The sequence below is a fragment of the Desulfoconvexum algidum genome (assembly GCF_055382125.1).
On sequence record NZ_AP042394.1, the window covers coordinates 2,551,546 to 2,566,525 of the forward strand.

A 14,980-nucleotide genomic window follows, 5' to 3' on the forward strand; every position below is an offset into this window, starting at 1 on the left:
AGGCAATAAGATTATGACGACGCCCTTAATCGGAGTCAGCAAATCAATAATAAAAATAACTGAATTGATTAATAATGTAGCTAATACAGGTCTGAATGTATTAATAACTGGTGAAACGGGTGTCGGTAAGGAAGTCATTGCGCAAAATCTTTATGCAAATTCCAACAGGGCTGCAAAAAAATTTGTAACCATGAATTGTGCTGCACTGCCTGAAACCCTGCTTGAAAGCGAACTATTTGGATATGAGAAAGGCGCTTTCACTGGAGCGGATAAAAACCGGCTTGGTAGATTTAAAACGGCCGACAAAGGGGTTCTTTTTCTTGATGAAATCGGTGATATGCCAATACTATTGCAATCAAAAATACTCCATGTGCTTCAAAGCGGTGAATTTTCCCCCCTTGGATCGGATCAGGAGCATAAATCAGATGTTTGGGTGATTGCAGCGACAAACCAGAATCTCGAAGAGAAAATCAAAAATAAAACCTTTCGGGAAGACCTTTTTTATCGGTTGAATATTATCAATATTCACATTCTTCCTCTGCGGAAGAGGAAAGAGGATATCCCGTCTCTAATTGAATATTTCTACAGATCAAATCAATTGAATTACCCTCAAAGTCAATGCAGTATGCCTGATTCAGAGACCCTTACCCTGCTTTGCGATTACCCGTGGCCTGGGAATGTTCGCCAGCTTAAAAATTGTATAAAAATGCAGTTGGTTTACAATTCATGGGGAAAAATTCTTGAAGAACTGCCAAGGGAGTGCCCGGAAACAAACCTTACTATCCAAAAAGAAGGGCAAAGCAAAGGCGCAAATCCTGTTGCAGACGATTCTACAAGAATCATATCGCAATTTATAGATATTTCTACAAGTTCTGACAAACTATTTGAAGATATTTCATTAAAAAAGATTAAAAAACTTGCTTCTGGTAGAGTGGAAAAAGAAGTTATTGCTTTTGTTCTGGAGAAAGTTGGTTGGAACAAATCCCGTGCTGCAAAAATTCTGGAGATTAGTTACAAGGCGTTACTTTACAAAATAAAAGAATTTGAAGTTCACCCTCTTACATAAAGATAAACAGCCGAACCATTCGGAATGAAAAAGCTGATCTGCATGTGACGGGGTATATTGCACTGTTTTAAAACATCCTGCACTCACTTGGCCTCTGTTTGATTATAGGAAATTGTTCAAAAATTATTCGAGGGTTGACAATGATTAAAAATTCAAAAATTCTCATAGTAGATGATGAACCCCGTCTATGTGATAGTCTAAAAACACTGTTATGCGCCCAAAACTATGACGTAAAAACATGTAACAGCGGTAATGAGGCGTTACCATTTTTAGCCAGTAATAAGTTTGATCTGGTTCTCCTGGATATATTCATGGAGGGGATGGATGGTTTTCAAGTCATTGAAAATATCGTGAACCAAAAAATTGATATCCCTTTTATCATTATCACCGGTAATGCTTCGATAGAATTTGCTGTGAAAGCGCTTAGGATGGGAGCTAATGATTATTTAAAAAAACCATTTGAATCGAAAGAACTATTCTCATCAGTAAAAAACACTCTGAACCTGAGGAAGCTGAAAAAAGAAAATGAGTTGATGACAAGAAAACTCAATGAAAGTGCACAACTTTTTCGGGATTTGACTGAAAGTACAAGTGATTGGGTATGGGAGGTAGACCTGAAAGGTGTGTATATTTATTCAAGCCCCAAGGTTAAAGAGTTCTTGGGATACGAACCTGAAGAACTAATAGGTAAAACACCATTTGACTTAATGCAGGTCGACGAAGCTAAACAGGTTTTTGATCTTTTTAATACTGCTCTTTCATCGCAATCACCATTTGATTCTATCGAAAATGTGAACATTCATAAAAACGGCTCCCATGTTGTTATGGAAACCAGTGGTGTCCCAATCTTCAATAATGAAGGTGAGTTGTTCGGTTATCGAGGAATTGATCGTAATATTACCGACCGTAAACAGATAGAGGAGGAGCTTCGAAACAGCGAGTTAAAACATAAGGCGCTGGTAAAAAATATCCCCGGAATGGTTTACAGAGCATATCCTGACTGGTCTGCAGAGGTTATTAGTGACAGCGAGGTCCTTTGTGGTTACACTGAAAAGGAACTTAATACAAAAAATAAAAATTGGTTAAGTATTATACACCACGATGATATAGAAAGCGTATTTGAAAATGGTTCGGAACTTACCCGTATTCAGAAAAATCTTGTTCAAAGATATCGAATTCATACAAAGGAAGGTGATATTCGTTGGGTTGAAGACCGTAAGACATCGGTTTTCTCTGAAAAAGGTGATTTTTTAGGGATAGACGGTATTGTGTTTGACATTACCGATAGCAAACAAGCCGAAGAAGGACGAGAAAGAATTCTAAAAAAATTACAGGAAGCACTTGATAATGTAAAAACATTAAGCGGCTTACTTCCGATCTGCTCCCAGTGCAAAAAAATCCGTGATGATAAGGGGTATTGGAACCAGCTTGAAGCCCATATTCAAAAACATTCTTATGCAAAATTCAGTCACGGAATTTGTCCTGAATGTTCCGATGAATTATACGGTGATGAAGACTGGTATATTAAAATGAAGAAAAAGAAAGAATAATAATATATTGTCTCTTGGTATTAAATGATATGAACCAGAAACAGCATCATAAGCCATTTTTCTGCATTAATATTTATATATAAAAAACATTTTGCCGTTTCTGAACAATTATTTTCCGTTGCCTGGACCAAAATCCTGTTACTCTCCAAATAGATATTATGGTTGACACATAGAAAATGACCTGCCTTTTTTGTAATCGTGGATTAAATTGTAAAATATATTGGATTGGATGTCCACAAAAATTCTATAGCTATTGCAATTGCAGAAGATGGGCAAAAAAGGGATGTTAACTTTTACGGTGTAATCAAAAACGATATGGATCAATTACACAAATTCTTACGAAAACAGATTTCACAAGGAATAGAGCCAAGGTGCGTATATGAAGCAGGTCCTTGCGGGTATAATATCTACCGTAGCCTGAAAGATAAAGGCATCGATTGTGTTGTGATCGCTCCTTCTCTAATACCAAAGAAAAGTGGTGACAGAATCAAAACTGATCGAAGAGATGCGGAAAGTCTCGCAAAACTGCATAGAGCAGGAGAGCTGACTGCAGTTTATGTACCCTCTATGGAAGATGAAGCACTCCGGGATCTGGTCCGTGCTCGTGATGATTGTGTCAATACACTCAAAAGAGCCAAACAGCAATTGGGTGTTTTCTTATTGAGACATCATGTTTGTTACTCAGGAAAATCGAAATGGAGTAAGGCATATTTCAATTGGATTGCTGACATATCAATGCCACACCCAGCGCAACAAATAACGTTACAAGAATATATTGATATGGTCCAGGACGGCAAGAAACGCGTGGAACGTATTTCAGAACAAATCAATAACTTATCAGGGCAAAGCCGGTTAAATACTCTTAATATGTCACTGCAATCATTGCGTGGGGTATCACAAATCGTCTCCGCTGTTGTAGTCTCAGAGATAGGAGACCTTACCCGTTTTGACTCTCCTTCAAAATTTATGGCATACCTGGGTCTTGTACCCTCCCAGCATAATAGTGGAGACAAAAAAAGACCGGGGAAAATAACTAAAACTGGAAATGGACACGTACGTCGTGCACTTATTGAGGCAGCTCAAGCATATAGGCTACCTGCCAGGAAAAGCCGCGCCATTGCAAAACGCAATGAAGGTTTACCCCATGAAATTTGTAAAATTTCATGGCAAGCCCAGGTAAGACTATGTGGCCGATATAAACGGATGGTATTTAGGGGTAAAAATTCAAATCTTGTAAAAACAGCTGTAGCCAGAGAATTGGCAGGTTTTATGTGGGCTATTGCTCATGCAATCCCTAAAACCACATAAAATAAAGGAATTGCTTCGCTCTTCCATAGTGGGTTTTAAAAGGCATGGGCAGGAAAGCTTAAATAATAACCGGAAAAGCCAGCAATTATGCCAGCTTTTCCTTAAGCATTATTTAATGCTACCTGCATCCGATTATCCCTTGGCAGGTTGCTCCCCAGCAGAGCCTACCTCCGTTTCATCGGATACTTTATTCTTAACATTAAAGCGCATGGGGACCAAGGAAATTAACGGAAAAATAACCACATAATTTTTAGATTTTATTGCGGGGGGGCTGTCACGGTTGGAGAAACCCAGTTTACACTATGGGAATAGGTAACTATCACTAAAACTCCCGAAAATAGATAAGGGCAGCTCCACGACGAAGCCAATTCATGCGGTAACCAACCCGCGTATATCAGACTGATCAACCGTCGTTAATTGATGACACCGCCCCCGACAATAAAATTTTAAAAAGGAGTACGATCTTCTTGAATTTGACATTAAAAAAAAGAGGCCAGGGGATGTTATTTCCTATTGACAAGTGTCAACCATATCAGTGTAAAAGTCTTTCTGTAAATTCATTTTTCAATAGGAACCCAGGATTATTGAATCCTGGGGGTTGAAAATGCTGGGTCAAAACTTAGTATTCCTTTTTTGCTCAACACCACATTAAACTAAAAAGGAAAAAGAAATGACCCAGCAACAAGAGGATACAACAATTCGTACAGTTTTTGAAATAATAAATGCCGGTGGAATGGAAAATTTAGGAGAAGCTATCTCAATCCTCATCAATGAAGCTATGAAGGTAGAGAGATCATCGGTTTTAAATGCCCAGCCCTGGGAACGTACGGATAGTAGAACGGGTTATGCCAATGGATTCAAGGATAAAACAGTGATGACAAAGCTTGGTAAGCTTCTTCTGAACGTTCCACAGGTTCGGGGAGATGTTGAATTTTATCCCTCGGCCTTGGAGAAAGGTATCCGTAGTGAGAAGGCACTGAAACTTGCCATGGCAGAAATGTATGTCCAGGGAGTATCAACTCGTAAAGTAACCTCAGTCCTAAAAAAACTATGTGGGCTTGAAATCAGCAGCACCCAGGTCAGCAATGCTTCCAAACTTTTGGATGAAGAGCTTGAAAAATGGCGTAACCGACCAATAGGAAGGATTCAATACCTCCAGATTGATGCCAGATATGAAAAAGTTCGTCAGGACGGGATGGTCCTATCCTGTGCGGTTTTGGTTGCTACCGGTGTGATGGAAGATGGTAAGAGAACTATACTTGGGACCAGTGTTTCATTGAGTGAGGCAGAGATCCACTGGCGTAATTTTTTATTGGACCTAAAAAAAAGAGGTCTTCATGGCGTAAAAATGATTACAAGTGATGATCATAGCGGGTTAAAGGCTGCATTAAGGTCAGTATTTCCGAGTGTTCCCTGGCAGCGTTGTCAGGTACATTTACAAAGGAATGCGGTTCCATATGTGCCAAAGATGGATATGCGGAAAGGAGTTGCAAGTGATATCAGGAATATTTTTAATGCTCCCGATCAGGCAGAAGCTCAGAGGCTGCTGGATTTTAGTATCGAGAAATACAAGAAATCAGCTTCAAAGCTATCAGAATGGATGGAAACCAATATTCCCGAAGGTTTTGCTGTATTTTCTTTGCCGGAAAATCAGAGGAAGAAATTACGTTCCACAAATATGGTTGAAAGGCTGAATAGGGAAATTAAACGCAGAACCCGGGTTGCCACGCTTTTCCCAAATGAAGCATCTCTATTAAGGCTTGTGAGTGCCATATTATCAGAAACAAGTGAAGAGTGGGAAACCGGGAAAAGGTATCTTCCCGCAAAGGAAATTTAACCAAAGCAACCCGAGAGAGAACCACGGAACGTTGGTAAATTAAGATCAGGAATTGTGATTTAATAGAAGAGGTAACCCTTAACCCTGAGCATTCAAAAGATAATGTTATTGAGAACGCAGCTTCGTAATCAAATAAGGCCGGGAACGTCATTGTGCAAGGAGTACAACCCGTTTTGTAAACGCTGTTGCTTTTAAAAAGGAATTTATATTCCTGCTTTTAACTCCGCCAAAGCGATGGAAGGAAGGATAATTCTTTTTGAGGCGTTATTCAAAAAAAATTATCCTTCCTGGAACTCGCAACCCAACCGTAGGGCGGGAGATTGATGACACTATATTTTTATGTCCATTTTAAAAATGATTTAAACGACAAGTCCCTTGAAAAGGACCGAAACCCTTTAACAAAAGCTGTTTGACATAAAAGGAATCCGACCCGGCAATTTTACAGAAAAAAATTTGCATTATCACTCTCCAATAAAGTTTCATGGGATCTTCACGAATTTTATTATGAATTTTTCCATATAATTGAAGTTCAATTTCACAGCATGGTTTAGATTATTTATTTTAATCATTTATGTGTGTGAATTTTTGTTCATAAACCTTTTTTTATCTCGCTCACAAAATACTCTATAAAATCATATTGTTATACATTGAAATAGGTATAAATACGTAGGAATAATATTTCTTAATTTAAGACATTTTATTCTGAGAAAAAAAACACCCAAAAATACTGTAAATACTATAGATTAAGTGTTTTGAAAGCCTAAAAAATAGGCATGATTATTGCTTTCTTTTTTTATATATTTATAGAGCCAAACCTGTTGTGAAGCAGAGATGGAAAGCCAAAGGGTCTCATAGGGCGGTGGCCTGGTTGCTAAAAATTAAATAATTTGAGGAGAGGTAGGAATGATGAAAAAAAGTATTATTTATTTGATAGTGTAACTACCTTTAATCACGATATTAAATGGAGAGGAATATGGGAAAGAAACTTTTAGTAGGGTTGGTAACTGGGTGGTTGATGTTTGGTATAGTAATGGGGGCGAATGCCTCACTTACGGTAACGTTTGATAGGTTGAGCGACACTGAGGTGAGGATGACCGGTACGGGGACAGTGACCGGCGATCCATCTGGTGTGTACTATCCATTATGGTTCGACGACCTGTTCGCAAGCATCTATACACCTTGGGATAACGTCGACGTTCTTACATCGTCAAATATGGAAATCGGTGGAATGTCGGTCGACTTCGCAAGGTTAGCCGGCCCAGACTATAGTTTCCCAGGAGTCAGTAATGGAATATACATGGGGCCATTAGGCGGCGGAAATTATTATTTTTCAGGTGGCGATGTAATGAACGGCGGATATGTCGATATGTTATTAACTGGAGCCGCCACTTCGACAACCTTCGTGTCAGGGGGGGCGACAGGTGATATATATCGGATGGACGGGACGGCTCCTTGGGGGCATGCGGTAACGGGCACATGGACAATGGTCGATAACACCGCCCCAGTCCCAGTACCTACCACAATGCTTCTTCTCGGCTCTGGCTTAATCGGACTTGTAGGGTTCAGGAAAAAACTTAAGAAATAGACTTATATTAACAAAGGTAGAACTTTGATTTAGTTCTGCCTTTGTTGTCTAAAACCCCACATAGGCCCGAAAATACCCAGCGAATCCACCTCAAAGCAGATTGCCCAAGCCGTCTATGTCTTCCATCAGGCGGCTCTTGCTCATAAAGCTGGGCCATACGTTCTATTATATAATGTATCTTTTTAAATTAGAAGTTTCCATTCAATTATATGAGCCAAACACATAGTCAAAAGCCATTCTTTCATATTCCAGTTAATAATATATTCATCATATTCTGAAAAATTACCGCATACATTTAAAACCGGTTCAATTGGGAATACCATCCCCTTCATTTTTTTCTAATTAAAAGTCATGAAAAGTACGAATAAAAATAGACCAGTCCCGAAGGATATTTACATATCTGGCAGGGGCCAAACAACAACATCCTTATCAAGGAGGCATGAAATGTCTATTTATTGTTCGTCAGAACTTGAGTCGCAGGTAAACCAGTATTTCAAATCTCAAAACACTATGGCTTTGGCAGACAGCACAAAAGCCTTGTATAATGCTGTCTTAAGAAAAAAACTGTTACCTTTTTGCGAGGAAAATGAAATTACCAAACTCAATGAAAAATTCACAGACCATATGGACAGTTTTGGAGAGTTCCTTCAGCACAAAAAAGTGTCAGCTCATACGACTCAGTCGTATTTATCGGGATAGGACTCCCCATCACTGAGGAGCCCTCCCACACCACCTGGCATACCGATCGGTACCTCGGCGGTTCGGCTGATCAGGCAGGTTAATTTCCGGGTAGGTATAAACCCAGATCAAGGAAATATTTATTCGGCAAAGCTACAATCACCCATTTAACTCTGCTCATACGCCAGTGCTTCTTGCGGGCGCACCCGCAGGACACCGCATATTTGCGGGATATCCCACGTTTGAGCAGGTTACGGATTTTAGTTCTGGGATTCTTCCACTGTTTCCAGAGAACACAGCGTAATCGTCTAATTATCCATCCATTCAAGGATTTAAAGATATTTCGGGTTTCTGAAAGGCGGTAGTAATTCCACCATCCTCTCAGGTACTGATTGAGCTTGAAAATAATCTGTCCCATACTTTTACCACAGTTGCGGTCCGTCAGTTCCCGGATTCTTTCCTTGAAGCGCTTAATTGTCTTCTTGTGAATCCGGATCTTTGTCTGACCACACATACTGATAAAAGTAAACCCGAGAAATTTGCGCAGCCATGGACGGCTGACAGCACTTTTCTCTTCATTAACCTTGAGCTTAAGCTTATTTGTTATGAACTTGGTAATGCTGTCCATAACTCGTTCAGCAGCTTTTCTACTTTTAAGATAAATAACAAAGTCATCAGCGTATCTGACAAAATTAAGCCCTCGTAACTCCAGCTCCTTATCCAACTCGTCGAGGACTATATTGGAAAGCAATGGGGAAAGTGGACCACCCTGTGGGGTGCCCTCAAGGGATGGAGAAACCAGACCATCGATCATTATACCAGCTGTCAAATATCTTCGGATTAACTTGAGAACTCGTTTATCCTCTATCTTTGTAGCCAGACGGCTTAGTAGACGGTCGTGATTAACCCTGTCGAAAAATTTTGACAGATCCATATCTACAATGTGCTTGTACCCTGAAAGCAGATAGCTCTTAGCCCTGCGGATAGCCTGACGTTGAGACCTTTCCGGCCTGAATCCAAAACTGGAATTAGAAAAGGTAAGGTCCCAGATCTGTTGCAGAACCTGGGCTATTGCTTGCTGAATCAAACGATCCAAAACTGTGGGAATTCCGAGCAGTCTTACACCACCATCCGGTTTTGGGATCTCTTTCCGCTTAACCGGGAATGGTTTGTAAGTACCGTTTAACAGCTCTTCCCTGATTTTAGTCCAGTGACGTCTAAGATACCCCGGCAACTGATCAACAGTCATGTTGTCAATACCAGGAGCTCCTTTATTACCACGAACTCGTTTTAGTGCCATAAACATATTCCCCCGTTCGAGGATCATTTCCATGAGCCGGGGACCTCCTGCCAGATGTTCGGTAAACAAATACGCTACAGTCATTTCAGGCGGCTGCTGCATTATAACCATAAGTGATATGCTCCTAATAATCGTTCTCATTTACCCGTACTATTCAGTCCGGGCACCGTTCGGGCCTTTACCGGGGTGAGTCCTCCGTGGTTTCCACGGCTCGTTTCTCCTACGGCTACTATGCCCTCTGCTGACTTCTTCCATGCGGTCAGAGCAGGTTGCCCTGCCCTCAGCCATTTTCTGCCGCTCGCGGCATCCCGGGGCACATGGAAGACCTCCCGGGGTAAACACACGTCTTTCAGCACGTAAGCGCCGAGTATACGGGCACTGCCTATAATGGATAGAGGACTTAACCTTGTGTTGCAGGCTGGTCCCGCAAATGCACGCCTAACTCGATTTCTGTACGTCGCCCCGTGCTTTTGTGCTACTCTGCCTAAGCAGAGCCACTGTCTTCCGAGGCACCGTCACCGGATACCCCGTTGTGATAACACTATGTCCTTCGCCTCCATCTGGCTGGACTTGGGACTTTCACCCATAAGAACGTGTGCCGTACCCGGCACACAACCATTACAAAACTTTTATTCACTTTCCACGGGCATCATATCAAGCATACATACAAAATCCCTCGACAGGCCAAACAAGCCTTTGATTTGAAACATGAAAAAAGATGGTTTTCTGGCGAAGATATTGCAAAATGCAAAACTTTTATGTTTAAGGTCAATCATATCCGGAATCATCTGCTTGTTCGATTAATGTGTGAAACCGGGGCAAGAATCAATGAAATTGCCAACATCTGTGTTTGTGATATAAAACTCAAAGAAAAGGCTATCCTTTTGTCTTGGTCAAAAACTACACCACGGCCAGTTTTTTTCACTCCAGAAACTGCAATTTATTTAAACAAGCATTTGGAATGCATCATTTCCTGATCCTGAAAAAGATTCATTCCAAAAAATTTTCCCAGGGAAAAATATGATTTATAAAATTATCGACAGTATGCTTAAAGATCTTGGCCTTAAAACAAAGGGAGATGGAAGAGGCCCGCACACCTTCCGGCATTATGTGGCAACAAACTTGCGTTATAACTTTAGGATGGATCTGGATCATGTCGCCCGTTTGTTAGGAGACACACAGAAAACAATAAGTTCCAGATACCTTCATCCAACCGCTGAAATGTTGCACAATTTAATTAATAGAGCATCCGGTTGGTAAAAGATAACAATTTAAAACACCCCAAGGGGGATTCTCTTGGGGATTATTTTTTGAACACTGGTTATGATATCTCCAATAAAGAACATTCTGGTAAATTCTTTCTTAAGAAATTATATTTTCAGTAAAGTAATGCAAGTCTTTATATGGTGGCGACTCTTTGTTTAATAGTTACGACTTCCCTGCCGATACAATACCTATGGAAAATTACGTCATCAAAAATTGCAAACGATGTCATCAGCAGCTTCGTATCCCTACAGATATTGGTGGAATGCTCATGCGTTGCCCGAGCTGTGGGCATGAATTCCATACCGATTTCAAACTCGGTCCGATAGTCCGGGAAGGTGGGGATGGTAAAAATTCTGCCCGAGAAAGGCTCCCCAAAAGGCCCCAATCCACTTTTAAGATTATAGTGTAGTCGATATTCTTCTCAGCAAGATAGAAAAGAATCTTTCAGAAAGACCCATTTGATATAGAGCGCCTATTTGCTCTTGCCATTGCATAAAATTCATTTTTTAAGATTTGCATTGCTGGAAAGTGTATCTCCAATAAAATTTAATGGAAGATTTGTTCATTTGATTGTGTGGCATCCCATATAATGGAATTTTGAATCTGCAAAGAAGGGTAGCGATTTCTGCGATAGAATTTAACAGTGGTAGCTGGAAGCCCCTGAATATTCAATTCCGTATTTGTAGAGGCCATTAGTTCCGCCATTGGTTGAAGGATAAGGTTTTGACCATTTGACAATACCAATGTTGTTTTTGTTTTTGTCAGGGGGTGTTGTGCGTTCATCATGTTTCTGCATCTCAAGATAAACAAGTTGACCTATTACAAGATTTTCATTGGTCATCATGGACAACCCACCTTGAGAATAATCGTTCGTCTCTGCATAATAGCATTGGTCCTGGTAATCCATCCGATGCAGATTCATAGGACTTTTAAGTTCATATCTTTGATAGCACCTGTTCTCTTTATTTGGTTCCATTGCAGATCCTTTTTCGTGGGATTGAATAGCAGCTTGAACACAAATCACATAAAACCGTATATATTCAATTACAAAATATATTGTAAAAATCAAGGCAAACTTGATATCTTTTTTTTTATCGCCGGATCCCAGCATGTGAGTAGGTAAGTTTTAATCATATTTTTTATTTAAAATAGGTAAAAATACTTAGGGAAAAAAACTCTTAAAAATATGAAAATAAGTTCTTAAATTAATAACATTTTTTTGTAAACTTGGGCATTATATTTTTTGTATAAATACTACTCAGAAAAATTATATCTCGAATGCCCTTATCAGTTGGTTTTATGAACGATACGGCGAATTATATTTCGTAAAACGGGAATGATTTATGCATATAAACGAAAGCAGTAAAAAGCCAAACCTGTTGAGAAGCAGGGACGGAAAGCCAAAGGGTCTCATGGGGAGATAGCCTGGTTGCCATTAAAAAATAAGGAGATTGTAATGAATAAGTTTATTGGATTTTTATTGGGCCTTTTCCTGTCATTATTGATAGTGAGTAGCTCCAGCGCTTTGACGATTGGGAATGCGCTTGAACCAAGAGATCATGTTGACAGCTACAGGAGTTTTTCTGAAATCGACTTATCCCTTCAGTTTACGGATAGTGGAATCATTAATTCTTGGAGTATCTATGCTCAAGAGAATACAGGTGATGTATATCTTCAGGTGCTCAGGCATACAACAGGAAGTTCATATGAAATTATCGGTGAAAATTTATTTACTGTATCAGTATCAAATACATCAACAACTTTCAATGTGAATTCCGCTGATAAAATTCAATACGAAGTTGGCGATTATATAGGGTGGGCTTTTGATGACTTCGCAGTTTTTGGTTATGATAGTGGTGGAAATGATATCAGCTATGGATCAAATAACAACAAAGTTATTGGTGTCGGAAATGTTGTGACATTTGTGGGCGATACTTCAAGAGAATATTCTATCTCCGCTGAAACGTCCCCGGTACCCGAACCTGCTACAATGATGCTTTTCGGCATCGGCCTGCTCGGCCTTGCAGGAGTAAGCAGAAGAAAAAAATAAGTTCACTTAAATATAAGAATCAAAGGGCAGGGTCATTGAATTGGTCTTGCCTTTTTTATGCACTTTTTGTTCTCAAACCAGATTAAACTATATGAGCCAAACACAGCAGCAGTAAACATTTCTCCATATTCAACTCAATAATATATTCATCATATTCTAAGAAATCACTGTATACATTTCAAACCAGTTAAATTGGAAATACCAGACCCCCCTCATCTTTTTTTCTAATCAAAAGCCATTAATTTTACGAATATAAATAGACGAACCCTGAAAGATATTTACATATCTGGCAGAGGCTAAACAACAAGATCCTTTAAAGGAGGCACGAAATGTCTATTTTACAATTACCGGAAGTTGAAAATCAAATGGACCAGTATTTCAAATCTCAAAACACCATGGCTTTAGCAGACAGCACAAAAGCTTTGTATAATGCTGTTATTAGGAAAAAGCTGTTACCTTTTTGCAAAGAACAGAGAATTGACAATCTCAATGAAAAATTCACGGACCGTATGGACAGTTTTGGTGAGTTCCTCCGGGATAAAAAAGTATCAGCGCACACGATTCAATCTTATTTGACCATCACAAAACTATTATTCACTTTCCATGGGCATCATATTAAACACACATACAAGATCCCTCGGCAGGATAAACAGGCCTTTGATCTGAAACATGAAAAAAGATGGTTCTCTGGAGAAGATATTGCAAAATGTAAAACTTTCATGTTTAAGATAAATCATATCCGGAATCATCTGCTTGTTCGATTAATGTGTGAAACCGGGGCAAGAATCAATGAAATTGCCAACATCTGTGTTTGTGATATAAAACTCAAAGAAAAGGCCATTCTTTTATCTTGGTCAAAAACTACACCAAGGCCAGTTTTTTTCACTCCAGAAACCGCAATTTATTTAGAGAAGCATCTTGAATCATCTTTCCCTGATCTTGAAAAAGATTCATTCAAAAAAATATTCCCAGGAAAAAATATGATTTACAAAATTATCGACAGTATGCATAAAGACCTTGGCCTTAAAACAAAGGGTGATGGAAGAGGTCCGCACACCTTCCGGCATTATGTGGCAACAAACTTGCGTTATAATTTTAGGATGGATCTGGATCATGTCGCCCGTTTGTTAGGAGATACACAGAAAACAATAAGTTCCAGATACCTTCATCCAACCGCTGAAATGTTGCACAATTTAATTAATAGAGCATCTGGTTGGTAAAAATATTTTTGACATCCCCAAGGATTAACTTGGGGATTACTTTTCGGTATAAAGGATTTGAGCACAATCTGCTCCAATAAATAGTTTATGCTCTTGGCAAGTTTGATCATTTGAACAGAATTTTTTGATTATTTCTTTACAGCCATTTTGGATATTGCTAATCATGGTTGTAAAAGATAATTCTATTTGAGGCTGGATATCGATCCTTTTACCAGGAAGCCAATAAAATGCTAAGCGACTGATCCGAGGCGATTAAACACCGAATGGGGTAACTATATGAGCTCAATATCAGTAAGATTTTTTATAATTACAGATGATTCTGAAATTTTGAAAGTGTCATTCAATAAGCTTGATCGTTTATTACAAAGCACTGATGAGGAAAAAATCGAAAAATTTGCTGGAAAACGTGTGCGTGCTGCAGAAATAACTGTGAAGCTTGAGAATCGAAAACCCATTGAAGCTATACGTGCTATCTATCATTATTTTCATTTCAATGAAAAAGGTATTCTTGATAAAGACAGATTAAGCAGTGATGGAACTATTGTGTCTATTGCTGGAATTTCTTCTATTTTTATGGAAAAAGTGCAAGGTAATATAATAAATGCACAACAAGAATTTGCTAAAAGACAACGTGATCATGCTGTTTGGTGGAAGCCAGATATGCAGCTTGAGCGTAATATCTTAGATGCTGCTATTAATGAGTTTAAGTGCAGAAGGTTGTAATGATGTCTTAAGACATTAAGTTCTCTGATGAAAAAAATGATTGAAATTATCAAAATATTGTTTTATCTCCAATATACAGTAATGGAGTTTTGAAAAATTTAATTGTTCCATTTTCCATAGAGTTGATTTTTTCAAACTTTAGCCAGAATTTCATGCACTTCAGCAATAAAAAAATTTTACCCAACAATTGTTACTTTTTTTCTCCATTTTAGCACATTTTTTTCTCAGTAAAAAACGATCCTAAATTACCGTAAATACTATTAAATACGACCCTTGATACTGGAAAATATGGGTATATTTCTTGCATCTTCTCATTAGGATAAAGCCAAACCTAATGAGAAGCTGGGATGGAAAGCCACTGGCCATAATGATAGCCACAGCATCTATTAAGGGGGAC

At 39.1% G+C, this 14,980-nt stretch carries 14 protein-coding genes and 2 riboswitches; of the genes, 11 read left to right on the forward strand and 3 right to left on the reverse strand.

Annotated features, from left to right (window positions below; all coding sequences use genetic code 11):
• Nucleotides 1-13: 13 nt before the first annotated feature.
• From ACZ45G_RS11750 to ACZ45G_RS11775, 6 genes are all read left to right on the forward strand, one after another.
• Nucleotides 14-1,066 (forward strand): sigma-54 interaction domain-containing protein, encoded by a 1,053-nt coding sequence (locus ACZ45G_RS11750; RefSeq protein WP_464178278.1) that lies wholly within the window; start codon nucleotides 14-16, stop codon nucleotides 1,064-1,066.
• A gap of 140 nt (nucleotides 1,067-1,206) precedes the next feature.
• Nucleotides 1,207-2,616: a PAS domain S-box protein gene (locus ACZ45G_RS11755; RefSeq protein WP_464178280.1), complete on the forward strand. Its 1,410-nt coding sequence runs from the start codon at nucleotides 1,207-1,209 to the stop codon at nucleotides 2,614-2,616.
• A 225-nt stretch (nucleotides 2,617-2,841) separates the two neighbouring features.
• Nucleotides 2,842-3,924, forward strand: coding sequence for an IS110 family RNA-guided transposase (locus ACZ45G_RS11760; RefSeq protein ID WP_464178283.1), 1,083 nt, complete (start codon nucleotides 2,842-2,844; stop codon nucleotides 3,922-3,924).
• A 670-nt stretch (nucleotides 3,925-4,594) separates the two neighbouring features.
• Nucleotides 4,595-5,761: an IS256 family transposase gene (locus ACZ45G_RS11765; protein ID WP_464178285.1), complete on the forward strand. Its 1,167-nt coding sequence runs from the start codon at nucleotides 4,595-4,597 to the stop codon at nucleotides 5,759-5,761.
• Nucleotides 5,762-6,559: 798 nt separating this feature from the next.
• Nucleotides 6,560-6,637: riboswitch (cyclic di-GMP riboswitch) on the forward strand.
• 97 nt (nucleotides 6,638-6,734) lie between these two features.
• A complete protein-coding gene (locus ACZ45G_RS11770) occupies nucleotides 6,735-7,346 on the forward strand; it encodes a PEP-CTERM sorting domain-containing protein (protein ID WP_464178288.1) in 612 nt (203 codons plus the stop codon).
• A gap of 444 nt (nucleotides 7,347-7,790) precedes the next feature.
• Nucleotides 7,791-8,045, forward strand: coding sequence for a hypothetical protein (locus ACZ45G_RS11775; RefSeq protein ID WP_464178290.1), 255 nt, complete (start codon nucleotides 7,791-7,793; stop codon nucleotides 8,043-8,045).
• Between the two features lie 79 nt (nucleotides 8,046-8,124).
• Here ACZ45G_RS11775 and ltrA read toward each other — a convergent pair whose 3' ends face one another.
• Both ltrA and ACZ45G_RS11785 read right to left on the reverse strand, forming a co-directional pair.
• Nucleotides 8,125-9,357 carry a group II intron reverse transcriptase/maturase gene (gene ltrA, locus ACZ45G_RS11780; RefSeq protein ID WP_464178293.1) on the reverse strand — a complete coding sequence of 411 codons (1,233 nt, stop codon included), beginning with the start codon at nucleotides 9,355-9,357 and terminating at the stop codon, nucleotides 8,125-8,127.
• A gap of 104 nt (nucleotides 9,358-9,461) precedes the next feature.
• Nucleotides 9,462-9,641, reverse strand: coding sequence for a hypothetical protein (locus tag ACZ45G_RS11785; protein ID WP_464178295.1), 180 nt, complete (start codon nucleotides 9,639-9,641; stop codon nucleotides 9,462-9,464).
• 384 nt (nucleotides 9,642-10,025) lie between these two features.
• Here ACZ45G_RS11785 and ACZ45G_RS11790 point away from each other — a divergent pair, with 384 nt between their 5' ends.
• Nucleotides 10,026-10,301 (forward strand): tyrosine-type recombinase/integrase, encoded by a 276-nt coding sequence (locus ACZ45G_RS11790; RefSeq protein WP_464178298.1) that lies wholly within the window; start codon nucleotides 10,026-10,028, stop codon nucleotides 10,299-10,301.
• Nucleotides 10,302-10,344: 43 nt separating this feature from the next.
• Nucleotides 10,345-10,584 (forward strand): tyrosine-type recombinase/integrase, encoded by a 240-nt coding sequence (locus tag ACZ45G_RS11795; RefSeq protein ID WP_464178300.1) that lies wholly within the window; start codon nucleotides 10,345-10,347, stop codon nucleotides 10,582-10,584.
• Between the two features lie 643 nt (nucleotides 10,585-11,227).
• On the opposite strand, the gene ACZ45G_RS11800 is transcribed toward ACZ45G_RS11795, so the two are convergent.
• Nucleotides 11,228-11,701 (reverse strand): PilZ domain-containing protein, encoded by a 474-nt coding sequence (locus ACZ45G_RS11800; RefSeq protein WP_464178302.1) that lies wholly within the window; start codon nucleotides 11,699-11,701, stop codon nucleotides 11,228-11,230.
• 248 nt (nucleotides 11,702-11,949) lie between these two features.
• A riboswitch (cyclic di-GMP riboswitch) is annotated at nucleotides 11,950-12,027 on the forward strand.
• A gap of 19 nt (nucleotides 12,028-12,046) precedes the next feature.
• On the opposite strand from ACZ45G_RS11800, the gene ACZ45G_RS11805 reads away from it, so the two are divergent.
• The 3 genes from ACZ45G_RS11805 (at nucleotide 12,047) to ACZ45G_RS11815 (ending at nucleotide 14,583) form a co-directional block, all read left to right on the forward strand.
• Nucleotides 12,047-12,640 (forward strand): PEP-CTERM sorting domain-containing protein, encoded by a 594-nt coding sequence (locus ACZ45G_RS11805; RefSeq protein WP_464178304.1) that lies wholly within the window; start codon nucleotides 12,047-12,049, stop codon nucleotides 12,638-12,640.
• A 329-nt stretch (nucleotides 12,641-12,969) separates the two neighbouring features.
• A complete protein-coding gene (locus ACZ45G_RS11810; protein WP_464178307.1) occupies nucleotides 12,970-13,860 on the forward strand; it encodes a tyrosine-type recombinase/integrase in 891 nt (296 codons plus the stop codon).
• A 276-nt stretch (nucleotides 13,861-14,136) separates the two neighbouring features.
• A complete protein-coding gene (locus ACZ45G_RS11815) occupies nucleotides 14,137-14,583 on the forward strand; it encodes a hypothetical protein (RefSeq protein ID WP_464178309.1) in 447 nt (148 codons plus the stop codon).
• Nucleotides 14,584-14,980: the final 397 nt, after the last annotated feature.